Here is a 23,118-nt window from a genome sequence, read left to right on the forward strand (position 1 = left end):
CTTGCACGGCAAGATTCGCCGCATACACGCAAGATTGTTGCGGATTTCCTTTCGGCAAGTATTGCAGGGATATCGCTCCTGGGTCACGATCGAGCCGGGGAGGACTCCCGGAGGTCGGGGAGGCGCCGGTGGGGATGCGGCGCGTCGCTCCGCGGACCTGCCCCATGTGGACTCCGCCGAAAGAAGGAGTTTCCTTGCATCCCTACGGTACGAACTGGCTGTCCCTCTTCAGGACCCGGATGACCATGGCGGACCTGGCCCTGTGCGCCGACCAGGACCGATGGGCCCGCCAGCTCAAGTGGACGGTGAACCGCACGGGTTTCGGCGCCCGCCAGTACCGCGACCCGCGCTTCGACCTCGTGCAGGAGCTCGAAGAGGTCGGCCGCCTGTTCTCCGCCTGACCCGGCCCGGGGCTTCCCGGCCCGGCCTCCGCGGGACAAGATGAGTTCGGCGAGCAGACCGAGCGTCAGGAGGCCGTACGTGGAGACCGTGCACCGGACCTGCCCGTTGTGCGAGGCCGTCTGCGGCCTGCGGATCACCCTCGACGACTCGGGACGGGTCGCCGAGGTCCGCGGAGACCGGGACGACCCGTTCAGCAGGGGCTACATCTGCCCGAAGGGGGCCTCGCTCGGCCGTCTCGACGAGGACCCCGACCGCCTCTCCGCGCCGCTGGTCCGCAAGGGCGGCGAGTGGCGCGAGGTCTCCTGGGAGGAGGCGTTCGCCGCGGTCGAGGAGGGCCTCGCGCGCGTCCCCGGCCCGGCGCGGGCCGTCTACCTCGGCAACCCGAACGCCCACACCATGGCCGGCGCCCAGTACGGCTCCCCGCTCGTGCGGGCGCTCGGCACCCGCAACGTCTTCTCCGCCAGCACGGCCGACCAGATGCCCAAGCACGTCGCGTCCGGCCTGATGTTCGGCGACCCGATGGCGATCCCGGTGCCCGACCTCGACCGCACCTCCTACCTCCTCATGCTGGGGGCCAACCCGCTGGAGTCGAACGGCTCGCTGTGCACGGCCCCCGACTTCCCCGGCCGGCTCAAGGCGCTGCGCGGGCGCGGCGGCCGGCTCGTGGTCGTCGACCCGCGCCGCACCCGCACGGCCGCGCTGGCCGACGAGCACGTCTTCGTCCGCCCGGGGACCGACGCGTACCTGCTCGCCGGGATCGCGCACACGCTGATCGCCGAGGACCTCGTGACGGTCCGGGTCCCCGCGAACGGCCTGGCCGAGGTGGCCGGGGCGCTGCGCGACCTCACCCCGGAGGCCTGCGCCGCCGCCTGCGGGGTGCCGGCCGACGTCGTCGTACGGCTGGCCAGGGAGCTGGCCGCCGCGCCGTCCGCCGCCGTCTACGCCCGCATCGGCACCTGCACGGCCGAGTTCGGCACGATCGCCCAGTGGCTCGTGGAGGTGGTCAACGCGCTGACCGGGAACCTCGACCGGCCCGGCGGCGCGATGTTCGCGCGGCCCGCGACCGAGGCGCCGGGGCGGCGCAGGCCGTACCGGACGGGGCGCTGGCACAGCCGGGTGCGCGGCCTGCCGGAGACGAACGGCGAGCTGCCGGTCGCGACCCTGGCCGACGAGATCGAGACGCCCGGCGAGGGCCGGATCAGGGCGCTGGTCACGGTGGCGGGCAATCCGGTGCTGTCCGCGCCGAACGGCGCGCGGCTTGGCCGGGCGCTCGCCGGGCTCGAGTTCATGGTCAGCGTCGACCCCTACCTGAACGAGACGACGCGGCACGCCGACGTCGTCCTGCCGCCGCCCCGGGTGCTGCGGTCGGGCCACTACGACTTCGCGCTGCTCCAGTTCGCGGTGCGCAACTACGCCCGCTACTCGCCCCCGGCCCTCCCGTTGGACGGCCGGCCGTCGGAGGCCGAGATCCTCGCCCGGCTCGCCATGATCGCCGCGGGACAGGGGGCCGACGCGGACCCCGCCGCGCTCGACGAGCTCGTCCTCGGCCAGATGCTCCGGGCGGCGGTCGACGCCGAGGGCCCACTGCATGGCCGCGACCCCGCCGAGTTGCGGGCGGCCCTCACCGGGGCCGACGGCGCCGAGAGGCGGCTCGACGCCATGCTGCGCCTCGGCCCGTACGGCGAGTGGAACGGCGGCAAGCTCTCGCTCCGCACGCTGCTGGACGCCCCCCACGGGCTCGACCTCGGGCCGCTGGAGCCCCGCATCCCGGGCAACCTGCGTACGGCCTCCGGGGTGGTGGAGCTGGCCCCGCGGCCCATCCTCGACGACCTGGCCCGGCTCCGGGCGAGCCTCGGCAGGCCGGCCCCGGAGTTCGTGCTCATCGGCAGGCGGCACCTGCGCTCGAACAACAGCTGGCTGCACAACGTCGGCCCGCTCGTCGGCGGCACCAACCGCTGCACGCTGCAGATCAACCCGGCCGACGTGGCCCGGCTCGGGCTGGACGGCACGGCGGTGGTCCGCTCGGCGGCGGGTGAGCTGTCCGTCCCGCTCGAACCCACCGAGACGATCATGCCGGGCGTCGTGAGCCTGCCGCACGGCTGGGGGCACGAGGGCAGCCCGCAGGCCGTGGCCGCGCGGAACGCCGGGGTCAACGTCAACGTCCTGACCGACGAGACCGTGGTCGACGCGCTGTCCGGCAACGCGGTCTTCAACGGCGTCCCGGTGACGATCGCGGCCTCGTGACCGCCGCCGGAGCGGTGCGCGGCACGCGGGGACCGGGTCATCGGGCGCGCTTTGATCGTGAGCGGTTAGGCTTGCGCAGGTGACGACCGCGCTCTCCCAGGAACGGCTCCAGGCCCAGATCACGTTCGCCATGGAGATCGACAAGCTGAAGCGCGTCATCCGGCGCAACACGCTGATCGACGGCTCCCGCCGGGAGAACGACGCCGAGCACTCCTGGCACATCGGCATGATGGCCATGGTCATGGCGGAGCACGCGCCGCCGGGCGTCGATCTCGACCGGGTCATCGCCATGCTGCTCGTCCACGACATCGTGGAGATCGACGCCGGGGACACGTTCATCTACGACCAGCGGGCGGTCGAGCGTCAGAGCGCGCTGGAGCAGGCGGCGGCCGACCGGATCTTCGGGCTGCTCCCGGAGGACCAGGCCAAGCGGCTGCGCGCGCTGTGGGACGAGTTCGAGGAGCGCACCACGCCCGAGGCGCGCTTCGCCAAGGCCCTCGACCGGCTCGCCCCCATCGTCGTCAACCACCACAACGACGGCGGCACCTGGGCGCTGTACAAGGTGACCGCGCGGCAGGTGCTGGAGAAGGTGCAGATCATCAGCGAGGGCTCCCCGGAGCTCGGCGCGTACGCGGTCGGGCTCGTCGAGTCGTCGGTCGCCCGGGGGCACCTCGCGCCCTGAGGGCCCGCCCCCGCCTCGCCGCGCCGATGTTCATGGGCGTGCCGCATGGGTACGGGCTCTGTGTTAGGGGGCGAGAGATGGAAGAGACCACCAGGTCGCGACGCACGGGCCGGCTGCCACGGATGATTCCATCGCCGGACCTCCTCGACGGGCTGGAGCGCAGCACCGCGTTCGACAAGCCGATCGGGGCTCTCACGAAGACCGTGCGTCGCAAGCTCGGTCCGGGAAAGTTACGCGACTTCCTGCACGGGGTGCCCATCGGGCACCCGTTGCATCCCGCGATGGCGATGGTGACGTTCGGCTGCTGGCTGTCCACGGCCGTCCTGGACGCCACGAAGGCCGACCCGCGCGCCGCCCGCACCCTCATCACGGCAGGGCTCGGGAGCGCGCTGCCGACCGCGGCGGCCGGTATCACCGACTGGTCGACCCTCCACCGCGAGCAGCAGCGGGTGGGCGTCGTGCACGCGCTGACCAACGCCGCCGCGGCCGCCCTGTACACGGGCTCGCTGCTCATGCGGCTGGCGGGTCGTGAGCGCGCCGGCCGGGCGCTCGCGTACGCCGGGCTCGGCGCGGCGAGCGCGGGCGGCTACCTCGGCGGCCACATGGCCTACCGTCAGGCGGCCGGGGCCAACCACGCCGAGTCGGTCAGCCATCTGGTCCCTCTGGGATGGCACGACCTGTGCGCGCTGAAGGACCTGCCGAACGGCCGGCCGGTCCGGCGGCGCCTGGGGTACATCGACCTGTTCGTGCTCCGCCTCGGCGACGGGGTGAGCGTGCTCGCCGACAGCTGCTCCCATCTGGCCGGCCCGCTGCACCAGGGCAGGGTCACGGCGGAGGACGGCGAGACCTGCGTCGTGTGCCCGTGGCACGGCAGCGTGTTCCGCGTCGCGGACGGCTCGGTCGTCCACGGCCCCGCCACCGCCCGTCAGCCCGCCTTCCAGACGCGGCTGCGGCACGACGGCGTCGTCCAGGTGCGCCCGGCCGACTGACCCCCGCGGCGTCCCGATCCCAGGCGTCCGGTGTCGTGGACGGGGTCACCCCTCGTCCGGGCCCCGGTCGTCGGCCGGATGCTCGACCAGGGCGAGGATCCGGTTGGACATGAACCGGGCGGTCCGCACGGGGGTTCCGTTCCGGGTCACCTCGGTGACCTCCACCACCCCCCGCCCGGTAGTGATCTCGATGCGGCGTCCCGCGCGGGTCGCCACCACTTCGTAGGTGCGGGGCGTGCCGCCCGCGTCGATGACGATCTCCACCCGGTCGCCCTTCATAAGGGGACACATACCCTTTCAGGACAGCAGCTTCACAATCGCCACGATCCCGACCGCGACGATGAACCCGCGCAGGAGCGGAGCGGGCAGCCGGCGGCCCACCCGGGCGCCGAGGAACCCTCCGGCCGCCGAGCCGAGGGCGACCATCGGCGCCGCCGTCCAGTCCACCGGCGCGATCAACGTGAAGAGGATCGCGGCGGTCGCGTTGACCAGCAGCGACAGCAGGTTCTTGGCCGCGTTCACCCGCTGGATGTCCTCATCGAGGAAGCTGCCGAGCAGGCCGATGAGCACGATGCCCTGGGCCGCTCCGAAGTAGCCGCCGTAGACGCCGGCAAGCAGCACCCCCAGCCACAGCCACGGGCCGCCGTGCGCGTGCGGCCGGCGCCGTACGGCGAGCCAGGAGTTGAGCCGGGGCTGCACCACGACCAGGACGCAGGCGATCCCGATGAGCACCGGCACGATCACGTTGAACGCGTCGGCGGGCAGGCGCAGCAGCAGCACACCGCCGATGAGGGAGCCGGCGACCGACGCGAGGCCGAGGCGGAGCAGGCGGTCGCGCTGGCCGCGCAGCTCCGGGCGGTAGCCGAGCACCCCGGTCACGCCGCCGGGGACGAGGCCGATGTTGTTGGAGACGTTCGCCGTGATCGGGGGAAGGCCGATCGCCAGCAGGGTCGGGAACGTGATGAGCGATCCGGAGCCCACGACCGCGTTGATGGCCCCGGCGCCCACCCCGGCCGCGAACACCGCGGCCGCCTCCAACGGCGTCACTTGTCGTCACCCCTCCGGTACGGCTGTCGCCCGATGCTAGAGGGACGCGCCGAGCCGTCCGGCACCGCCCTCACGCGGGACGGGCGTACCAGCGGCCCTGCTGGCCGCGGTCGAGGACGAGGGGGACACCGAAGGTCTGGGAGAGGTTCTCCGGGGTCATCACCGAGTCGACCGGCCCCTGGGCGACGACCGACCCGTGGCGCAGCATCAGCACGTGGGTGAACCCGGCCGGGATCTCCTCGACGTGGTGGGTGACCAGCACCATCGTGGGCGACTTCGGGTCCTGGGCGAGCGCGCCCAGGCGGCGGACGAGGTCCTCCCGGCCGGCGACGTCGAGACCGGCCGCGGGCTCGTCGAGGAGCAGCAGCTCGGGGTCGGGCATCAGGGCACGGGCGATCTGCACCCGCTTGCGCTCGCCCTCCGACAGCGTGGCGAACCGCCGCCGGATCAGGTGGGCGCACCCGAGCTGGTCGATCAGCTCCACGGCCCGCGTCACGTCGTGCGAGTCGTACTCCTCGGTCCACCGGCCGAGGATGGCGTACGACGCGGTGAGCACGAGGTCGATGACCTTCTCGTCCGGCGGGATGCGCTCGGCGAGGGCGGCGCTCGCCAGCCCGATCCTGGGCCGCAGGTCGAACACGTCCGTCTGGCCGAGCCGCTCCCCCAGGATCTCCACGACACCCTCGGACGGGTAGAGCAGCGAGGCGGCCACCTGCAGCAGCGTCGTCTTCCCCGCGCCGTTGGGACCGATGACGACCCACCGCTCGTCTTCGCGGACGCTCCAGTCGATGCCGCGCAGCAGGACGGCGCCGTCCCTGCGGACGGCCACATCCTGAAGCAGTAGCACCTGACCGCCCATCGTGGTCCCCCTCCCGTGGTTCGCTGAGATAAAACTATGGCAGCCCGAGCACATATCGTGGATCGGGTGCGCACTGATTCACCGATCTCCGCCACGCTCGTCGCCTGGGGCAACGCCTGGCTGGCCGGGCACGTCGGACTCGACGACGCCCTCGACCGCGTGGAGCGCGACGCGGGCCCCCAAGTGGTGACGGACGGCGTGGCCGAGATCACACTGCGGGTCTTCCTGATGGACCTGCGGCGCGAGGGCCTGTCCGCCTTCCGGCTGTCCCTGCCGGTGCCCGGCGACCCGCTCGGGCTGACCGGTCCCCCCGCGTTCAACGGCGCCGCCATCGACGCCGGGCAGGCCGCCGTCGCCGTCCTGCCCGGGCGGTGCGCCGGGCTGCTGCCGGCCGTCGACCGGCGGGGCTCGTCGTACAGCGGCATCCTGTGGACGGCGGCGGAGGCGTCCCCCACGCCGCCCGACGTCCCGTCGCTGGCCGAGGCCGAGCGGGACCTCGCCGCCGCCATGCGCGCGGCGACCGACGCGCTGACGAACGTGGACGGTCCGGCCCAGGGCTTCCCCTCCATCGGCGACGGGGAGGACACGCTCGCCCCCGGCTACCCGGGGCGGGCCCATCGCGTGGGCGCCCTCGCCTCCCGTCTCGCCCTCGCCCTGCGCCTCGCCGACGAGCGGGGCCTCACCTCCGGCCAGGTCTCCGTCCGGGGCCAGGCGCTGCGCGACCTCGACCGCGCCGTACGGCGGGCCCGTGTCGCGGCCCACCACGCGATCGTCGAATCCCAGGTCTGACGCGCACCCGGACCGGGCTCACCGCTTGGCGACCGCCTCGCGGACGGCGGGCACGACCTCCTGGGCCCAGCGGGCCAGGAGGGTGGGGTCGGGGGCGCCGTGGCCGGCGGAGAAGAGCGTGAAGCCCGACGCGCCGTGTTCCAGCACGGCTCCGGTCAGTTCCTCGACCCACTGGGCGGCGGAACCGCCGATCCAGCGGCCGTCGGAGTCGCGGGTGGCGGGCAGCGGCCGGTCGGTGATGCGCCCGGGGAAGTTGAAGACCGTGCGGATCTCCCGCGGATCGCGGCCGGCGGAAGCCGCCGCCTCGTCGACGACCGGCCGCGACGTGCGGTATCGATCGCTGAGCCAGTCGGCCGCGTGGCCGGGGATCCAGCCGTCGGCCACCCGGCCGGTGGCAGCCAGGGATCTGCGGCCGACCGATCCGGTCCACACGGGCGGCGCGGGCACCGGGGCCGGCTCGATCTGGTTCACCTTGTAGTGCCTGCCCTCGTAGGTGACCGGTGGGCCGCCGCCCGACAGCAGCTTGACCAGGACGATCGCCTCCTCGAATGCGTCCACGGCGTCGCCTGACGTCAGCCGCGGCACCCCCAGGTCGGCGATGCGATCCCACAGCCCGCCCGCGCCCATGCCGAGCACGATCCGGCCGCCCGACAGCGCCGACAACGACGTCACCAGCCTGGCCAGCAGGGGAGCGGGCCGGGTCGGCAGATTGGTGACGTTGGCGAGACCGGTGATGTTCCGCGTACGGCCGAGGATGAAGCCGAGCGCGGCGTAGGCGTCCACACGTCCGCCAAGGTAGGGATGGTCCGACAAGGTGAAGATGTCGAGCCCGTCCCGGTCGGCCTGCTGAGCCATGCGCAACAACTCTGGTATGTCGTCGATGCCGGAGTGCGCACCGAACCCGAAGACGACGTCATGTGCCGGCACTGTTCTGCCTTTCCACCCAAGGAGCTTAGTTCGTACCACGAACCATATTGGTTCGTGGTACGAACTACAACGCCCTGCCAGGCTTCAGCGCATGGCGTCCGGCTCCTGGAAGACGGTGGGGACCTTGTTGTCCGTCACGACACGGCCGAGCAGGGCGGCGAGCGTGTCGCGCTCCGACGGCGTCAGCCCCGAGGTCAGCTCCTCGACGCGGCGGCAGGTCTCGCTGTAGAACTCACCGGCCAGCTTGACGCCCTGCCTGGTGAGGGACACCCGCACCGCCCGGAGGTCCTCGGGGTCGGGTGTGCGTCGCACCAGCCCGTTGCGCTCGCTGCGGTCCACCAGACCGGTCAGGCTCGCCTTGGCCAGGCCGAGCATCGCGCCCAGTTCGCTCATGCCATAGGGCTGCGCCATCAGGACGCACAACAACTGGCCCTGCTGCTGGGTGAGGCCGTGCCCGCGGGCGGAATTCGCGTACACGGCGTTCACCAGGAACGTGGACCGCACCAGTGCGGCCACCGTCCCGATCTGGCTCTCACTCACAGATCCAGGGTAACCAATTCGTGAGACGAACTATCATTTCGTCAGGCCAGGTCGTGGCGTACGGCGTAGAGGGCGGCCTGGGTGCGGTCCTGGACGCCGAGCTTCATCAGGACGTTGGAGACGTGGGTCTTCACGGTCTTCTCGGCGACGACGAGCTCGCGGGCGATCTCCCGGTTGGAGCGGCCGGCCGCGATCAGCCGGAGAACCTCGCGCTCCCGGTCGGTCAGGCCCGCGACCGGCGCGTCCGCGGATGGCGGCGCGGGAGCGGCCAGGACGGCCTCGGCCGCCTCGGGCGCGAGCAGCACCTGGCCGCCGTGGACCGCCCGGATGGCCCGCACCAGCGCCTCCGGGTCCACGTCCTTGTAGAGGAAACCCGCCGCGCCCGCGCGCATCGCCGGGACCACGTCGCCCGCGTCGGCGGCCGAGGTCAGCACGATCACCCGGACGTCCCGGCCGCCGATCTCGGCGAGCGCGGCGAGGCCGTCGAGCACGGGCATCTTCAGGTCGAGCAGCAGGACGTCGGGGGCGAGGGACCGGGTCAGCTCGACCGCCTCCGCGCCGTCGCCGGCCTCCCCCACGACGGCGATGTCGTCCTGGATCTCCAGGAACGTCCGCAGGCCCCGCCGCACCACGGGATGGTCGTCGGCGAGCAGCACCCGGATCACGCGGGCACCTCGAGGCGGACGGTCGTGCCCTTCCCCAGGGCGGAGACGACGGTCAGGGAGCCGCCGACCCCCTGGGCCCGGTCGCGCATGGACGGCAGGCCGAGGCCGTGGACGCCCGCCTCGTCGAAGCCGGCGCCGTCGTCGGCCACCTCCAGCGTGAGCGCCGGTCCCCGGTGCGTGAGCCGTACGGCGACGCGGGACGCCGAGGCGTGACGCAGGGCGTTGTGCAGCGCCTCCTGGGCGACCCGGAGCACGGCGACCTCGATCTCGGGCGGGAGATCCCCGGGCGGCTCGCCCTCGAAGGCGAAGACGACCTCGGCCGGGTGCAGCCGGTCCAGCAGCTGTGCATGCTTGCGCACGCACTCCACCAGGCCGTGCCGGTCGAGCTCGGGCGGCCGCAGTTCGACGATCACGGCGCGCAGCTCGGCGAGCGCCTCGCCGGCCAGCCGTTCGACCCGCTCGATCTCCCGTATGGCGCGGTCCGGATCCCGGCGGGCGAGCGCCGCGGCGGCCTGGGCGGTCAGCCGCAGCGAGAACAGCTTCTGGCTGACGGCGTCGTGGAGCTCGCGGGCCATCCGCGTCCGTTCCTCGATCACCGTGAGCTCGCGGCCCCGCTCGTACAGCCGGGCGTTGGTGAGCGCGATGGCCGCGTGCGCCGCGAACAGCGTCAGCAGCTCCTGGTCGGCCTGGGTGAATCCGCCGGGCGTCCTCTTGTTGGACAGGAAGATGATGCCGAGGACCTGGTCGCCGTCCATGATCGGCACGCCGAGGAAGTCCTTGAGCACAGGATGGGCCCGGGGCCACCACTCGAACCTGGGGTCCTTGCGGATGTCGGGGAGCCGCACGGGCGCCGCGTCCCGCAGCATTGCGCCGAGCATCCCGTGCTGGCGCGGGGTCGGCCCGATGGCCGCCCACTGCTCACTGGAGATGCCCTCGGCGACGAACTCGGCGAACGAGCCGTCGTCGTCGGGCACCCCGAGAGCCGCGTAGCGGGCGTCGAGCAGCCGCCCGGCCGACCGGACGATCACCTGCAGCACCTCGCGGACCGACAGATGCCGGGTGACCGCCAGCACGGCGGAGCTGACCGCGTGCAGCACCTCGTCGCGGTCGCGCGCGCCGGCGACCTCGCTCACCTGGGACACGCCCCACAGACTAGGTCGTCGCCGCGCCCCTCGCGGTCCGGCGGGAGACCGGAAGGGTCTCGGCCGGTGGACCTAGGGCCAACTGCCGAGCCCACGCCCGGTCGGCGGCCCGATGTGCGCGCCGGGGCGCGTTCCTAGCGTGAGCCGCATGAAACAGGCACTCATCACCGGAGCGTCGCGGGGGCTGGGGCTGGCCCTCGCCAGGGCGCTCGCCGCCGACGGCTGGTCGCTGCTGCTCACGGCGAGGGGCGAGGAGGACCTCTTCTCCGCGGCCTTCGACCTGGACGCCCGGGCGATCGCCGGGGACGTCGCCGACCCGGCCCACGTCGCCCGGCTCGCCGAGGCCGCGCCGGAGCTGGACCTCCTCGTCAACAACGCGAGCGGGCTCGGCCCGACGCCGATGCCGCGCCTGGCCGACTACCCGCTCGACGCGCTGCGGGCCCTGGTCGAGACCAACGTCGTCGCCCCGCTCGGACTCGTCCAGGCCACCCTGCCCGCCCTGCGCAAGCGCCGCGGCGCGATCCTGAACGTCTCGTCGGACGCCGCCGTGGAGGCGTACGAGGGGTGGGGCGGGTACGGCGCGACGAAGGCCGCGCTCGACCAGATCTCGAACGTGCTGGCCGCCGAGGAGCCCGACGTCGCCGTCTGGTGGGTCGACCCGGGCGAGATGAACACCAGCATGCTGGCCGCCGCGGTCGGCGAGCAGGAGGCCGGCGCCGCCCCGCCGCCGGAGAGCGTCGCGGCCGCGCTGCTCCGGCTGGTCGCCTCGCGCCCGGAGAGCGGCCGGTTCACCCGGGGAGAGCTGGGATGACCGCCGGCCTCTCCACGACCCCCGGACCACGCGGAACACCATCCACCACCGCTCCGGGCTCGCTCGACTTCGCGCTGCCGGAGGCACTGGAGGCGCGGCAGCCGCCGGAGGCGCGGGGACTGCGGCGCGACGGGGTGCGGCTCATGGTCTCCCGCCGGGGCACCGGCGAGATCACCCACCACACCTTCCATGACCTGCCCGCGCTGCTGTCCCCCGGCGACCTGCTCGTGGTCAACAACTCGGCCACGCTGCCGGCCGCCGTACGGCTCGACCGGCTGGCCGTGCACTTCTCGGGCCGGCTCCCGTCGGGCGAGTGGCTGGTCGAGCTGCGGCGCCGGACGGCGACGGCGACCGAGCCCTACTCCGGCGCCGCGCCCGGCGAGTGGCTGCCGCTGCCCGGCGGGGCCACGCTCCGGCTGGCCGGCCAGGTCACGCCCCGGATGTGGCGGGCCGTGCTCGACCGCGACGTGCCGGAGTACCTGGCCGAGCACGGCGTCCCCATCCGGTACGGCTACGTCCCCCGCGACTGGCCGATCTCGGCCTACCAGACGGTCTTCGGAGTGGAACCGGGCAGCGCGGAGATGCCGAGCGCCGGCCGGCCCTTCACAGCGCGGCTGGTCGCGGAGCTGGTGAGCCGGGGGATCGCGATCGCGCCGGTCACCCTGCACACCGGGGTCGCCTCGCCGGAGAAGGACGAGCCGCCGTACCCGGAGTGGTTCTCGGTGCCGGCGTCGACGGCCCGGCTGGTGAACCTCACCCGCGCGGGCGGCGGCAGGGTCGTCGCGGTCGGGACGACCGTGGTGCGGGCCCTGGAGACGGCCGCCCTCGACGCTCCCCGGCCCACGGACGGCGTCGAACCCGCCGGCGCCGACGGGACGGCCGGCACGGGCGGTGTCGATGGCGCGAGCGGCACGGACGGCGCCGACGGCGCGGTGGTCAGGGCGGCCTCGGGGTGGACCTCGCACATCGTCACGCCCGAGGTGGGAGTCCGGGCGGTCGACGGGCTCATCACGGGGCTCCATGAGCCGCGCTCGACCCATCTGATGATGTTGTCGGCCGTGGGCGGTCCGGGGCTCGTCGCCCTCTCGTACCAGGTCGCGCTCGACGAGGGCTATCTGTGGCACGAGTTCGGGGATGCGCACCTCATCGTCTGACCGTCCGGCGTGATCCAACCGTGATGTCGATCGTCAAGGCTTGCCCGCATGCGAACCCTCATCGTCAAGTTAACGACGCTTCTGGCGGTTCCGCTCACCGCGGCCGCCCTTACCGCCGGCCCGGCCGCCGCGGCCTCCGCCTCCACCACGTCGTCGACCGCCGCCAAGGCGGCCTCCGCCCCCGTCCGGATCCTGGTGAACTACCCGTACCGCGTGCGCGCCGGACGCGTGGTCTCCTTCAAGGTCCGGCTGGTCAACAACACCAAGAGCAAGACACACGAGATCTTCCTGGCGACCAAGTTCCCGAAGGGCGTCTCGAAAGTCCGGATCTATGTCCCGAAGGGCTCCAACTACCACGAGCGCTGCTCGCGAGAGCAGACCCGGGCGCTGTGCGTCTTCCCCGGCCTGAGCAGGGCCCACACGTACACGGTCTGGGCGAAGGCCTGGGTCAGCGGCTCGGCCCGCGGCAAGCTCTACGGATACATCGGCGGCGTCGTCACCGACACCTCGCTGGACACCGATCCGCGCGAGCTGCTGAGCGAGTTCGGCGACGACATCAACTGGATCAAGACGAAGAGCACAATCTATAGATGATATGTAGACCTGCATGAGATCTTCATAAAAAAGATCTTTCCCTGTGAGGTACAGAAGTGGTAAAAAATCCCACGAATTAACGGGGGTTTAACCGTTTCCCCCTCGTCCTCAGGGAGACCTGTTCTCATGCGCCACCTCTCCAAGCTGGCCGGCCTCGCGCTGGTCGCTCCGCTCGCGGGCGCCACGTTCTTCGCCGCCGCCCCGGCCTCTGCCGCGCCGGCGACGGTGAAGTCCGCGACCACCAAGGCGGACGACCCGTACTCCGTGTTCAAGGTCAAGCTGCGCTACCCGACCAAGGCGAAGGTCAACCGTAAGATCACGTACAAGCTCGACGTGGTCAACAGCGGGCCGTACGACGCGAACTACTACTGGCTGGGCGGCACGCTGCCCAAGGGCGTCAAGAAGGTCTGGTACACCGGCTCCAAGGGCACGCAGTGCGACTGGTCCGGCCGCTCGATCATCTGCTGGAACCCGTACATCCTCGAGGTCGACGACTCCGACTTCGTGGACATCACGGTCCAGTTCAAGAAGGGCTACACCGGCAAGGCCAGCGCTCGGCTCGGCGCCATCGTGTTCGACGTGCCGACCGGCGCCGAGGACCTCGACCGCCGCGCCCTGAAGGCGCTCGGGTACAAGAGCTGGTTCTACAGCAAGGCCGCCACGACCCGTATCACCAAGTAGCGTCCTCGCGACGCGGACGCCCGCCTGGCGGACCAGGCGGGCGTTTCCCGTTTCCGGGGGTCTGCCGGCGGCGCGGCGGGCGCCGTTCAGCGTGAACGAGGCGGCCGCGCTGAAACTTTCGCGCCGGCGGCCGTCCTCTAACCGCGGGGAGGGGCGGTGCTCTCCCGTACGACGAGGGTGGTGGCGAGCTCCACGCGGTGCTGTTCGAGGGGCTCCTGACGGGCCAGGGCGACCACCATCCGGGCCGCGGCCGCCCCCATCTGCACGAGCGGCTGCCGCACGGTCGTCATCGGCGGCCCGGCCCAGGCGGTGAACGACAGGTCGTCGAACCCGACGACGCTGAGGTCCTCGGGGATGCGCACCCCGGCCCGCCGGGCGGCCTCGTACACCCCGAACGCCTGCAGGTCGTTGGCCGTGAAGACCGCCGTCGGGGGGTCGGGCAGGCCCAGCAGGGCGGCTCCGTCGCGCAGGCCGCCCTCGACGTACAGCGTGCTGACCTTCACCAGGTCGGGGTCCACGGGAACGCCCGCCGCGTCCATGGCGGCCCGGTAGCCGTCGAGCCGCGCCCGGCAGCAGGGCCACTCGACCGGTCCGCTCAGCATGGCGATGCGGCGGTGCCCCAGCTCCAGGAGATGCCGGGTGGCGGCCATCCCGCCGCTCCAGTTGGTGGCGCCCACCGAGGGCGTCAGGTGCAGCGGCTCCCCGGTCGGGTCGAGCACGACCAGGGGGATGCCGCGCGTGGCGAGCTGGCTCTGCTGGTGCCCGGTCAGCTCGGAGAAGACCGCGATCACGCCGGTCGGCCGCCGGGCGAGGACCTGCTCGGTCCACGCCTTGCCGGGGGTGAGCCGCCCCTGCATCTCGGTGAGCACCACGGCGAGCTCGTGCTCCCGCGCGACCTGCTCCACGCCACGGATGATCTCCAGGGCCCAGAGGCTCTCCAGGGCGTGGAAGACCAGTTCGATGATGGCGGCGGGCGCCGGGTTGTCCCGCCGGTACCCGTGCTCGCGCAGGACGGCCTCGACCCGCTGCCGGGTGCTCAGGGCCACCCCGGCCTGCCCGTTGATCACCCGGGACACCGTCGGCGCCGACACCCCGGCCAGGCGGGCGATCCTGGCGACGGTCAGCCCCGTCCGCTCGGTGGAATCGCCGCCGGCGTCCGAACCGGTCGAGATCACGGCGTCAGTCTAGGTGCCGTCCGGGTGGGTCACCAGCGCCGGTCCGGCACCCCGCCCTACGGGCGGTTCCACGGGCGGCCGGACGCGGGGGCCGGGCCGGCACGGCTACGCCGCCACGGGCTCGCGCTCGCCGCCCACCAGGGCGGTCCGCACCTGCGCCTCGGTGACCCTGGCGAGCGCCTTGCGCGCCTCGCACCGGCGCCTGGGGCGCGGGAGCCGTACGCCGGGGAAGACCGTGACCTCGGCCACCAGGCCCCTGATGGACACCACGCGCAGGATGGACGCCAGGAGCGTGTCGTCGCCCACATAGCCGGCCCCGGTGGCCAGGGCGCCGCCCTGCACGAACCGCAGCGCCAGCGGCCGCACGGGGACCCCCGCGTCCAGGGCGGCCTGGAAGACGGCCGGGCGGAACGGGCCCATCTCCCGTCCGCACCACGTGGTGCCCTCGGGGAAGGCGGCGACGTTTTCCCCCGCGCGCAGCGCGGCGGCCATGCCGGCGACGACCTCGGGAAGGCCCCCGAGGCGGTCCCGGTCGATGAACATGGCGCCGCCGCCGGCGGCCAGCGTGCGGATCAGCGGCCACTGGGCGATCTCGCTCTTGGCCAGCGGGCGGCAGGGGATGCTGGCGGCGACGACCAGCGGGTCGAGCCACGACACGTGGTTGCACACGAGCAGCGCGGGACCGGTCTCGGCGGGCTCGGTGCGCACCTCCACGGAACCGCTCACGAACGCGAACCCGCGATGGGTCTCGATCCGGATCCCGAGGGCCCGCAGCAGCAGCCGCGACCAGACCATGGTGAGCCGGGCCCGCCTCGCCGCGTCGAACCGGCGGGCGCCGAGCGCGAGCGGCACGCCGAGCAGGATCACCAGGACGGCCCCCACGATGCGCGCCGTACGGCGGACCGGGCCGGCCGTGGCCGAGGGCTCCCGCAGGCACTCCTCGGGCGTGCACGGCGACGTCGGCGTCCAGGCCGACGGGGCGAGTGGAAGGTGGACGAGGGTGTTCACACCATTCCTCCGAGGAAGTGCCGCAGGTAGCGGGCGTCGACGTTGGCCACGGAGAGCAGGACGAAGAAGTCGGCGGTGCCGAAGTCGGCGTCGTGCGCCGGCGCCCCGCACACCCAGGAGCCGAGCCGCAGGTAGCCGCGCAGCAGCGACGGCAGCACGAACCGGTCGGGCCGCCGCACGCCCGCGTCCTTCCACGGCACGCGCGGGGTGACGCGGTACTCCTCGGGGCCCAGGGGCACCCGGTCCACCACGCCGGCGGCGACGGCGCCTCCGTCGTCGAGGGGGACCGAGCAGCAGCCGCCGAGCCAGGCGTACCCGCCGTCCAGCATGTACTGGGCGATTCCGGCCCACATGAGGCCGACGACCGCCCCACGCCGGTGGTCCCGGTGGACGCACGTGCGTCCCGCCTCGACCATGCCGCCGCGCAGCCCGTCCAGCGCGCCCAGGTGGAACTCGCCCTCGGAGTACAGCCGGTCGGCCCGTCCCGGCGGCAGCAGGCGGTAGGTGCCCACCACCGCGTCGCCTTCCCGCACCAGCAGGTGGTCGCAGTACGCGTCGAGGCCGTCGATGTCGTAACCGTTCACCGGGGAGTCGAGCCGAGCGCCCATCTCCTCGGCGAACACCTGGTGGCGGAGTCGCTGGGCGGCGCGGACGTCGGCGGCGCTCTCGGCCAGGCCCACCGTGTACCGGCCGGTGTCAAGGGAAATCGTCATGACCACGCGTCCTTCCTCGTGGAGGTATCGCCGACGGCAGGCGGGCCTGCTTCCGCGGCTGCTGACCATGACGACATGGCGAAATGACCGCTCCCCCTCACATCGGGGGCACGCAGGCGTCCGCATCGTGAACCTCATGCACGTGCGTGACGCATCGCCCAGTAACCTCAAACAACGTGAACCAGCGCACGCTCCTGATCACGCTGACCGGTCCGGATCGGCCGGGGGTCACCTCACGGCTGTTCACCGTGTTGTCGGGGTTCCCCGTGACCGTCGCCGACGTGGAGCAGGTCGTCATCCGGGGCAGGCTGACCCTCGGCGTGCTCGTCGCGTACGCGGGCGGGCCGCCCACCGGCACCGGCGGCACCATCGGCGGCCTGTGGACGGCCGTCGAGCAGGTGGCGGCCGACCTGGACATGGACCTCGAGATCGCCACGGGCACGGTCTCCAAGGAGAAACGGCGGCGCGGGCGGCTGCACGTCACCGTCCTCGGCTCGCCCCTGACGCCGGCGGCCATGGCCGGCATCGCCGGCCGGGTCGCGGCGAGCGGCGCCAACATCGACCGCATCGAGCGCCTGTCGAGCTACCCGGTCACATGCATCGAGATGGCCGTCTCCGGGGCCGACCCCCAGGCCATGCGCGCCGAGCTTGCCGCCGAGGCGGCCGCGCAGCAGGTGGACGTCGCCGTCCAGCGCAGCGGCCTGCACCGCAGGGCCAAGCGGCTGATCGTGATGGACGTCGACTCGACGCTGATCCAGAACGAGGTCATCGAGCTGCTGGCCCGGCACGGCGGCTGCCTCGACGAGGTGGCCCGGGTGACCGACGAGGCCATGCGCGGCGAGCTCGACTTCGCCGAGTCGCTGGTCAGGCGGGTGGCGCTGCTGCGGGGCCTGTCGGAGGAGGTCTTCGAGAAGGTCACCAAGGAGGTCGTGCTCACCCCCGGCGCCCGCACCCTCGTACGGACGCTGAAGCGGCTCGACTACCGCTTCGCCATCGTGAGCGGCGGCTTCACCCAGATCACCGACGCCCTCGTGGCCGACCTCGGGATCGACTACTCGGCGGCCAACACGCTGGAGGTGGTCGACGGCCGCCTCACCGGCCGGGTGATCGGGGAGATCGTCGACCGGCCGGGCAAGGCCCGGGCGCTGGAGCGCTTCGCGGCCCAGGCGGGCATCCCGCTCAGCCAGACCGTGGCGATCGGCGACGGCGCCAACGACCTTGACATGCTGGCCCTCGCCGGGCTGGGCATCGCGTTCAACGCCAAGCCCGTCGTTCGGCAGGCCGCCGACACCGCGCTCAACGTGCCGTACCTCGACTCGATCCTCTACCTGCTCGGCATCTCCCGCGAGGAGGTCGAGGCCGCCGACGCCGAGGACGGCGTCCCGCCCGCCGCCCGCTGACCGGCCCGCCGCGGGTCGGGTGCGGGTCAGGTGCGGCCGAAGGCGGTCGTGGCAGCGCGGGCCAACTCCAGGGCGTGGTCGTGCAGCGAGCGCAGCGCCTGGTCCACGGCGGCCGTCTGGAGCAGCGACCGGCGCACCTTCGTCCGGGTGCCGCCCCGGTCGTCGTCCAGGTCCGCCAGGTGCCGCTCGGCCAGCTCCCCCAGCCACGCCGTGTCGTCGGCGAGGTGACGGTCCACCTCGCCCGTGACGTCGAACGGCTCCCCGCCCTCGACGGCCTCACCGGCGGCCTCCAGGCGCTCCCCTACGGCGTCGAGCACGTCGGCCACCGGCCCGCTCCGGGCCGGCTCGTCCCGCAGCACCGACGTCAGCGTGAGCAGGTCGTCGCGCACCCGCTGGGCCGCGTCCACGGCGCGCTCCAGGTCGCCGTGGGCCGCCCCGCCGGGCTCCTGGGCCACGGAGCGCAGCGAACCCGACAGCATGTCGGCGTCCACGCCGGCCTTGCTGATCTTCTCCTCGGCCCTGGCCGCCGTGGTCTTCCCCCGGCTGAGCTGGGCCAGCGCCCGGGCCGCCGCGGCGTGCGACGTGAGCAGCCGGGCCGTCCGGTCTGCCAGGCGCACGGTCTCGCCCCTCGGCCACAGCAGGCGCGTGCAGGCGATCGCGATGAGCCCGCCGAGGATCGTCAGCACCACCCGCGACTCGGCGACGCCGGCCGTCTGCGGCACCTGGAAGTCGAGCAGCAGCAGCACGCACATCGTCATGAACGTCGCCCAGTAGGCGTGGTGGGTCGAGGCCAGCCCGAACGCCAGCGCCGCCGACACCCCGATCAGCACCAGCAGCGGCCAGTGCCCCGGGGCCATGTGCAGGATCACGGCCGACACGACGCCGCCGGCCGTGCTGCCCCCGACCCGGGCCCACACCTTGGCCCGGGTCTCGCCGTACGTCGGCTGGATGGTGACCAGCACCGCGATGACCAGCCAGTGCGGGAAGGCCGGGCGGTAGAGCACGATCACCAGCGAGGCGAAGGCCGTGCCGAGCAGGACGCGCAGGGCGTGCCGCACTCTGGGGTTGTCGAATCCCACGCCCGAGGCGGCCTCGGTGCCCGGCAGCGGGGGCAGGGGCGGCAGGGTCAGCCCGCGCGAGCACAGCAGCCGGGCGGCCTCCTGCGAGCCCTCCAGGGCCTCCCGGACGCGGCCGGAGGCGTGGGCGATCTGGCGGAGCAGGACGAGCACGACCATCGACCGTTCCCCGCCGCCGGCCTCCTCGCGCAGGGCGTCGACCCGCCGCGCGAAGTCCACTATCCGCTCCTGCCCGGCCGGCGGGCACTGCGCCAGGTACGCGCGCAGGGCGCGGGCGATGGAGTCCACCAGGTCGCGCAGGCCGATCGCGCCGCACGCCTCGGGGGCGCGGCGGTGCAGCGTGACCATGAGCCCGCGCAGGGCCACGATCTCGTGGAACACCCGGCGCAGCGCGGTCGCGACCTCGTCCGCCGCCGCCGAGCGCTGCCAGCGGCGGCGCGTGCGGGCCGTGCGCACCTCGTTCAGGGCGCCCACGGCCCGGCGCCGCAGCCGGTCCCACTCCTCGGGAGCGAGGTCCGGGTCGGCCGCGGCCTCGACCAGGTCGGCCAGCCTGTCGGCCGCCTCCGACAGCGTGGTGACCAGCGGCCGGGTCCGCCGCCACGGCCACGGCAGCGTGAGCATGACGCTCGACAGCAGGCCCCCGAGAAGCTGGAGAGCCGTGTGCGGGACCGGGTCGAGGGGCAGCGCGTTCGAAGCCGTGAGCAGCAGCGTCAGCGCCGGGGTGACGCCCACCGGGCGGATCAGCCCGCCGATGCCGGCGAGGACCGAGGCGACCACCACCATGACCCAGCTGTGGCCGGCCAGCAGGACGCCCAGCGACGTGCCGACGCCCACGGAGACGACCACGCCCAGCAGGTACGTCGTCCTGACCCCGGCCGGGTCGGCGTTGGCCCGGGCCGCCACCAGCCACGCGCCGAGGCCCACGGTCGCCCCGCCCGCCGGATGGCCGGTGAGCATCCCGACGAGCAGGGGGATCACGAGGCAGGCGGCTCCGGACAGCCCGAAGCCGAGCGCGAGGCGGGGATCGTCCAGCCTCAACGCCCCGGCGGAGGTGATGTCTCTCAGGCGCAGGGCGTCCCCCTACCCGGAATCAGGGGTGATACGTACGGACCAGGCGGCCGGAGCCGGCGCCCGCCTCCTCCCACGGGCCGGCGAGCTCGATCACGGCGAACGCGCCGGGCGGGAAGCCGTCGACCCGCTCCCCGGTGAGGGACGCCACCAGCTCGTGGACGCCCGGGTTGTGGCCCACGAGCACGAGCGACCCCACGCCCGGATCGGTACGGCGGAGCAGGTCGAGCAGGTCGTCGGGGAAGGCCTCGTAGATGTCCCGCTCGATCTCGACGGGTGCGTCGAGGCCGAGCAGCTCGGCGGTGCGCCGGGTGCGGACCGAGGGCGAGGCGATGACCAGGGCGGGGCGCAGCGGCCGGATGTGCTCGCCGGCCTCACGGGCGTCGCGCTCCCCGCGGCCCGTCAGCGGCCGCTCCGGGTCGGACAGCCCCGGCTCGTGCCCGGCCTTGGCGTGCCGTACGACGACGAGGGTGCGCGTGGAGGGGCTCATCCGGCGGCCCACACGGCGAGGCCGATGATGACGGCGAACATCGCGGCCATGGCCAGCAGGATCAGGGCCAGTGTCCGCCCGCCGTTCGGCTTGTCCATAGCGCCTCAGTGTATGAAGAAGGTCCCCCGCTTCGGAGCGGGGGACCTTCCGTACGGCTGATTCTCCGGACGGCCGCGCGCCCCGGCGGGTGCCGGGGCGCGACGGACACGATCAGTGCGCGACCGGCTCCGAGGCGCGCTCCTCGTGGTTCTCCGAGGGCGCGATGCTCGTCGTCCTGCGCTTGGAGACGACCACGGCGGCCACGACGACCCCCACCGCGACGACGGTCGCGCCGATGCGCACGCCCACGTTGTCGGCGTAGGTCACGACGGCCGGCGCGATCAGCAGCGCGACCAGGTTCATCACCTTGATCAGCGGGTTGATCGCGGGACCGGCGGTGTCCTTGAACGGGTCGCCGACGGTGTCGCCGATCACCGTGGCGGCGTGGGCCTCGGAGCCCTTGCCGCCGTGGTGGCCGTCCTCGACCAGCTTCTTGGCGTTGTCCCAGGCGCCGCCGGAGTTGGCGAGGAACACCGCCATGAGCGTGCCGGCCGCGATGGCGCCGGCCAGGTAGGCGCCGAGCGGCGCGTACCCGAGCGCGAAGCCGACCGCGATCGGCGTCAGCACGGCGAGCAGGCCGGGCGTGGCCAGCTCGCGCAGCGAGTCGCGGGTGCAGATGTCGACCACCCGGCTGTAGTCGGGCAGCTCGCTGCCGTCCATGATCCCGGGCTTGGTCCGGAACTGCTCGCGCACCTCGTAGACGACCCGGCCGGCGGCCCGGCCGACGGCGCTGATCGCCAGCCCGGAGAACAGGAACACCACGGCCGCGCCGACGATGAGGCCGACCAGGGCGTTCGGGGAGTCCACCGAGAGGCTGAAGTTGGCGAACGAGCCCAGCGCGTCCTTCACACCCTGTGTGGCCTTGGCCAGCTCGCCTTCGACCGCCGTCCGGAACGAGCCGAACAGCGCGGTCGCGGCGAGCACGGCCGTCGCGATCGCGATGCCCTTCGTGATGGCCTTCGTCGTGTTGCCCACGGCGTCGAGCGAGGTGAGGACGCGCGCGCCCTCGCCCTCGACGTCGCCGGACATCTCGGCGATGCCCTGGGCGTTGTCGGAGACCGGGCCGAAGGTGTCCATGGACACGATCACGCCGACCGTGGTCAGCAGGCCGGTGCCGGCGAGTGCGACCGCGAACAGGGCGATCGTGACGTTGCCGAAGCCCAGCAGGAACGCGCCGTACACCGCGGCGCCGATCAGCAGCGCCGAGTAGACCGCGGACTCCAGGCCCACCGAGATGCCGGACAGGATGACGGTGGCCGGGCCGGTGAGCGAGCTCTCGCCGATCTCCTTCACCGGACGGCGGTTCGTCTCGGTGAAGTAGCCGGTGAGGATCTGGATCGCGCTGGCCAGGACCAGGCCGATGAGCACGGCGCCGATCGCGATCAGGCGCGGGTCGCCCGAGAGCGACGCGATCTGCGCGCTGACCCCGCTGAGGGCGCCGAAGCTCGACGGCAGGTACGCGAACGCGGCGACGGCCACGAGCACAGCGGAGATGGCGGCGGAGATGAAGAAGCCGCGGTTGATGGCCGCCATGCCCGACCGGTCGCCGCTGCGCGGCGCGGTGGTGAAGATGCCGATCACCGCGGTGATCACGCCGATCATCGGGACGATCAGCGGGAAGACCAGGCCTTCGGTGCCGAAGGCGGCCTTGCCCAGGATCAGGCTCGCGACGAGCGTGACGGCGTACGACTCGAACAGGTCGGCCGCCATGCCGGCGCAGTCGCCGACGTTGTCGCCGACGTTGTCGGCGATGGTGGCCGCGTTGCGCGGGTCGTCCTCGGGGATGCCCTGCTCGACCTTGCCCACCAGGTCGGCGCCGACGTCGGCCGCCTTGGTGAAGATGCCGCCGCCGACTCGCATGAACATGGCGAGCAGTGCGGCGCCGAAGCCGAAGCCCTCCAGGACGTTCGGCGCGTCGCCCTTGAAGATGATCACGACGAGCGCGGCGCCCAGCAGGCCGAGGCCCACCGTGAACATGCCGGCCACGCCGCCCGTGCGGAACGCGATCCGCATCGCGGTCTTCTCGCCCGACTCCCGGGCGGCCGCCGCGACGCGGACGTTCCCGCGTACGGCCAGCCACATGCCCGTGAAGCCCGTCAGCGCCGAGAACAGCGCTCCGACCACGAAGAAGACCGAACGGCCGACCCTTTCTCCGGTCGAATCGGCGGGCAACAGCAGAAGCAGGAAGGGAATGATGATGACGAACACGGCCAGCGTCCGGAACTGCCGCGTGAGATAAGCGGCGGCGCCCTGTTGCACGGCACGTGCGATGTTCTGCATTCGTTCGGTGCCCTGCCCTGCGGCGAGCACCTCTCGTACGAGTCCGCCGGCGACGGCCAGGGCCAACAGGGCCACCACGGCGACGACTACGACAAGAGTGAGATGGGACCCGGTTAGAGCCACCGCTGCGTCGTTGCCAGCGGCTTGGTAGGCAGACATCCGTCCTCCTCGGCCAGACGGGGATTCGGTTCCTGCCCGGACGGCGCTGCTGACGATCCTGGTGGCCCCGCGGCGCACTCCCGGGCGGTTGGCAATGCCGCTTCCGGTTGCATCCGCAATACCT

23 protein-coding genes are annotated in these 23,118 nt (G+C 73.1%); 10 read left to right on the forward strand and 13 right to left on the reverse strand.

Going from position 1 to position 23,118, the window contains the following annotated elements:
* Nucleotides 1-194 precede the first annotated feature (194 nt).
* The 4 genes from Mco01_RS09840 to Mco01_RS09855 all read left to right on the forward strand — a co-directional run bounded on the left by Mco01_RS09840 (nucleotide 195) and on the right by Mco01_RS09855 (nucleotide 4,317).
* Nucleotides 195-401: a hypothetical protein gene (locus Mco01_RS09840; RefSeq protein WP_036325275.1), complete on the forward strand. Its 207-nt coding sequence runs from the start codon at nucleotides 195-197 to the stop codon at nucleotides 399-401.
* Nucleotides 402-480: 79 nt separating this feature from the next.
* Nucleotides 481-2,646, forward strand: coding sequence for a molybdopterin-dependent oxidoreductase (locus tag Mco01_RS09845; protein WP_204056556.1), 2,166 nt, complete (start codon nucleotides 481-483; stop codon nucleotides 2,644-2,646).
* 130 nt (nucleotides 2,647-2,776) lie between these two features.
* Nucleotides 2,777-3,328, forward strand: coding sequence for an HD domain-containing protein (locus Mco01_RS09850; protein ID WP_204056622.1), 552 nt, complete (start codon nucleotides 2,777-2,779; stop codon nucleotides 3,326-3,328).
* Between the two features lie 122 nt (nucleotides 3,329-3,450).
* Nucleotides 3,451-4,317 (forward strand): Rieske (2Fe-2S) protein, encoded by an 867-nt coding sequence (locus Mco01_RS09855; protein ID WP_232326524.1) that lies wholly within the window; start codon nucleotides 3,451-3,453, stop codon nucleotides 4,315-4,317.
* Nucleotides 4,318-4,362: 45 nt separating this feature from the next.
* Here the strand turns inward: Mco01_RS09855 and Mco01_RS09860 are convergent, their stop codons facing one another.
* The 3 genes from Mco01_RS09860 to Mco01_RS09870 form a co-directional block, all read right to left on the reverse strand.
* Entirely contained in the window at nucleotides 4,363-4,596 is a 234-nt protein-coding gene (locus Mco01_RS09860) for a DUF8836 family protein (protein ID WP_036325271.1), read from the reverse strand.
* Between the two features lie 18 nt (nucleotides 4,597-4,614).
* A complete protein-coding gene (locus Mco01_RS09865; RefSeq protein WP_204056557.1) occupies nucleotides 4,615-5,364 on the reverse strand; it encodes a sulfite exporter TauE/SafE family protein in 750 nt (249 codons plus the stop codon).
* 70 nt (nucleotides 5,365-5,434) lie between these two features.
* Nucleotides 5,435-6,223 carry an ABC transporter ATP-binding protein gene (locus Mco01_RS09870; RefSeq protein WP_036325269.1) on the reverse strand — a complete coding sequence of 263 codons (789 nt, stop codon included), beginning with the start codon at nucleotides 6,221-6,223 and terminating at the stop codon, nucleotides 5,435-5,437.
* Nucleotides 6,224-6,289: 66 nt separating this feature from the next.
* Between Mco01_RS09870 and Mco01_RS09875 the strand changes: the two genes are divergently transcribed.
* Complete coding sequence (locus tag Mco01_RS09875) at nucleotides 6,290-7,012, forward strand: Rv1486c family protein (protein WP_239103464.1); 723 nt, start codon at nucleotides 6,290-6,292, stop codon at nucleotides 7,010-7,012.
* 18 nt (nucleotides 7,013-7,030) lie between these two features.
* On the opposite strand, the gene Mco01_RS09880 is transcribed toward Mco01_RS09875, so the two are convergent.
* From Mco01_RS09880 to Mco01_RS09895, 4 genes are read right to left on the reverse strand one after another with little or no spacing between them, the layout of a single operon-like run.
* On the reverse strand, nucleotides 7,031-7,978 hold the full coding sequence (locus Mco01_RS09880) for an LLM class flavin-dependent oxidoreductase (RefSeq protein ID WP_307825566.1): 948 nt from the start codon (nucleotides 7,976-7,978) through the stop codon (nucleotides 7,031-7,033).
* Between the two features lie 45 nt (nucleotides 7,979-8,023).
* Nucleotides 8,024-8,479, reverse strand: a complete 456-nt coding sequence (locus Mco01_RS09885; RefSeq protein ID WP_239103466.1) for a MarR family winged helix-turn-helix transcriptional regulator — start codon at nucleotides 8,477-8,479, stop codon at nucleotides 8,024-8,026.
* 41 nt (nucleotides 8,480-8,520) lie between these two features.
* The gene (locus Mco01_RS09890; RefSeq protein ID WP_036325266.1) at nucleotides 8,521-9,144 is read right to left on the reverse strand and encodes a response regulator; all 624 of its coding nucleotides are present in this window, start codon (nucleotides 9,142-9,144) and stop codon (nucleotides 8,521-8,523) included.
* The gene (locus tag Mco01_RS09895) at nucleotides 9,141-10,286 is read right to left on the reverse strand and encodes a GAF domain-containing sensor histidine kinase (protein ID WP_239103467.1); all 1,146 of its coding nucleotides are present in this window, start codon (nucleotides 10,284-10,286) and stop codon (nucleotides 9,141-9,143) included. Before Mco01_RS09895 ends, Mco01_RS09890 begins: the two co-directional genes overlap by 4 nt.
* A gap of 148 nt (nucleotides 10,287-10,434) precedes the next feature.
* On the opposite strand from Mco01_RS09895, the gene Mco01_RS09900 reads away from it, so the two are divergent.
* The 4 genes from Mco01_RS09900 (at nucleotide 10,435) to Mco01_RS09915 (ending at nucleotide 13,526) form a co-directional block, all read left to right on the forward strand.
* Nucleotides 10,435-11,097, forward strand: coding sequence for an SDR family NAD(P)-dependent oxidoreductase (locus Mco01_RS09900; RefSeq protein WP_239103468.1), 663 nt, complete (start codon nucleotides 10,435-10,437; stop codon nucleotides 11,095-11,097).
* The gene (locus tag Mco01_RS09905; RefSeq protein WP_204056561.1) at nucleotides 11,094-12,251 is read left to right on the forward strand and encodes an S-adenosylmethionine:tRNA ribosyltransferase-isomerase; all 1,158 of its coding nucleotides are present in this window, start codon (nucleotides 11,094-11,096) and stop codon (nucleotides 12,249-12,251) included. Before Mco01_RS09900 ends, Mco01_RS09905 begins: the two co-directional genes overlap by 4 nt.
* Nucleotides 12,252-12,299: 48 nt before the next feature.
* Nucleotides 12,300-12,845, forward strand: coding sequence for a hypothetical protein (locus tag Mco01_RS09910; protein WP_204056562.1), 546 nt, complete (start codon nucleotides 12,300-12,302; stop codon nucleotides 12,843-12,845).
* Between the two features lie 126 nt (nucleotides 12,846-12,971).
* A complete protein-coding gene (locus Mco01_RS09915; RefSeq protein ID WP_204056563.1) occupies nucleotides 12,972-13,526 on the forward strand; it encodes a DUF11 domain-containing protein in 555 nt (184 codons plus the stop codon).
* Between the two features lie 137 nt (nucleotides 13,527-13,663).
* On the opposite strand, the gene Mco01_RS09920 is transcribed toward Mco01_RS09915, so the two are convergent.
* The 3 genes from Mco01_RS09920 to Mco01_RS09930 all read right to left on the reverse strand — a co-directional run bounded on the left by Mco01_RS09920 (nucleotide 13,664) and on the right by Mco01_RS09930 (nucleotide 16,422).
* The gene (locus Mco01_RS09920) at nucleotides 13,664-14,701 is read right to left on the reverse strand and encodes a LacI family DNA-binding transcriptional regulator (RefSeq protein ID WP_239103469.1); all 1,038 of its coding nucleotides are present in this window, start codon (nucleotides 14,699-14,701) and stop codon (nucleotides 13,664-13,666) included.
* A gap of 105 nt (nucleotides 14,702-14,806) precedes the next feature.
* Nucleotides 14,807-15,709 (reverse strand): lysophospholipid acyltransferase family protein, encoded by a 903-nt coding sequence (locus tag Mco01_RS09925; RefSeq protein ID WP_204056564.1) that lies wholly within the window; start codon nucleotides 15,707-15,709, stop codon nucleotides 14,807-14,809.
* Nucleotides 15,706-16,422 carry a GNAT family N-acetyltransferase gene (locus Mco01_RS09930; RefSeq protein WP_204056565.1) on the reverse strand — a complete coding sequence of 239 codons (717 nt, stop codon included), beginning with the start codon at nucleotides 16,420-16,422 and terminating at the stop codon, nucleotides 15,706-15,708. The genes Mco01_RS09925 and Mco01_RS09930 overlap by 4 nt, the downstream gene beginning before the upstream one ends.
* 176 nt (nucleotides 16,423-16,598) lie before the next feature.
* Between Mco01_RS09930 and serB the strand changes: the two genes are divergently transcribed.
* Nucleotides 16,599-17,822, forward strand: a complete 1,224-nt coding sequence (serB, locus tag Mco01_RS09935) for a phosphoserine phosphatase SerB (protein ID WP_204056566.1) — start codon at nucleotides 16,599-16,601, stop codon at nucleotides 17,820-17,822.
* A 26-nt stretch (nucleotides 17,823-17,848) separates the two neighbouring features.
* On the opposite strand, the gene Mco01_RS09940 is transcribed toward serB, so the two are convergent.
* The 3 genes from Mco01_RS09940 to Mco01_RS09950 form a co-directional block, all read right to left on the reverse strand.
* Entirely contained in the window at nucleotides 17,849-19,936 is a 2,088-nt protein-coding gene (locus tag Mco01_RS09940; RefSeq protein WP_204056567.1) for an FUSC family protein, read from the reverse strand.
* A gap of 52 nt (nucleotides 19,937-19,988) precedes the next feature.
* Nucleotides 19,989-20,456, reverse strand: coding sequence for a SixA phosphatase family protein (locus tag Mco01_RS09945; RefSeq protein WP_204056568.1), 468 nt, complete (start codon nucleotides 20,454-20,456; stop codon nucleotides 19,989-19,991).
* A 210-nt stretch (nucleotides 20,457-20,666) separates the two neighbouring features.
* Nucleotides 20,667-22,994: a sodium-translocating pyrophosphatase gene (locus tag Mco01_RS09950; protein WP_204056569.1), complete on the reverse strand. Its 2,328-nt coding sequence runs from the start codon at nucleotides 22,992-22,994 to the stop codon at nucleotides 20,667-20,669.
* Nucleotides 22,995-23,118 lie beyond the last annotated feature (124 nt).

The organism is Microbispora corallina (genome assembly GCF_016863035.1).
Classification (GTDB): Bacteria; Actinomycetota; Actinomycetes; order Streptosporangiales; family Streptosporangiaceae; genus Microbispora; species Microbispora corallina.

Excerpts from the sequence above, each read along its gene's own strand:
- Mco01_RS09910 (WP_204056562.1), top strand. The coding sequence starts at position 12,300 with ATGCGAACCCTCATCGTCAAGTTAACGACGCTTCTGGCGGTTCCGCTC.
- Mco01_RS09915 (WP_204056563.1), top strand. The coding sequence starts at position 12,972 with ATGCGCCACCTCTCCAAGCTGGCCGGCCTCGCGCTGGTCGCTCCGCTC.
- Mco01_RS09860 (WP_036325271.1), bottom strand. The coding sequence starts at position 4,596 with ATGAAGGGCGACCGGGTGGAGATCGTCATCGACGCGGGCGGCACGCCC.
- Mco01_RS09900 (WP_239103468.1), top strand. The coding sequence starts at position 10,435 with ATGAAACAGGCACTCATCACCGGAGCGTCGCGGGGGCTGGGGCTGGCC.
- Mco01_RS09950 (WP_204056569.1), bottom strand. The coding sequence starts at position 22,994 with ATGTCTGCCTACCAAGCCGCTGGCAACGACGCAGCGGTGGCTCTAACC.
- Mco01_RS09850 (WP_204056622.1), top strand. The coding sequence starts at position 2,777 with ATGGAGATCGACAAGCTGAAGCGCGTCATCCGGCGCAACACGCTGATC.
- Mco01_RS09855 (WP_232326524.1), top strand. The coding sequence starts at position 3,451 with ATGATTCCATCGCCGGACCTCCTCGACGGGCTGGAGCGCAGCACCGCG.
- Mco01_RS09930 (WP_204056565.1), bottom strand. The coding sequence starts at position 16,422 with ATGACGATTTCCCTTGACACCGGCCGGTACACGGTGGGCCTGGCCGAG.
- Mco01_RS09945 (WP_204056568.1), bottom strand. The coding sequence starts at position 20,456 with ATGAGCCCCTCCACGCGCACCCTCGTCGTCGTACGGCACGCCAAGGCC.
- Mco01_RS09870 (WP_036325269.1), bottom strand. The coding sequence starts at position 6,223 with ATGGGCGGTCAGGTGCTACTGCTTCAGGATGTGGCCGTCCGCAGGGAC.
- Mco01_RS09905 (WP_204056561.1), top strand. The coding sequence starts at position 11,094 with ATGACCGCCGGCCTCTCCACGACCCCCGGACCACGCGGAACACCATCC.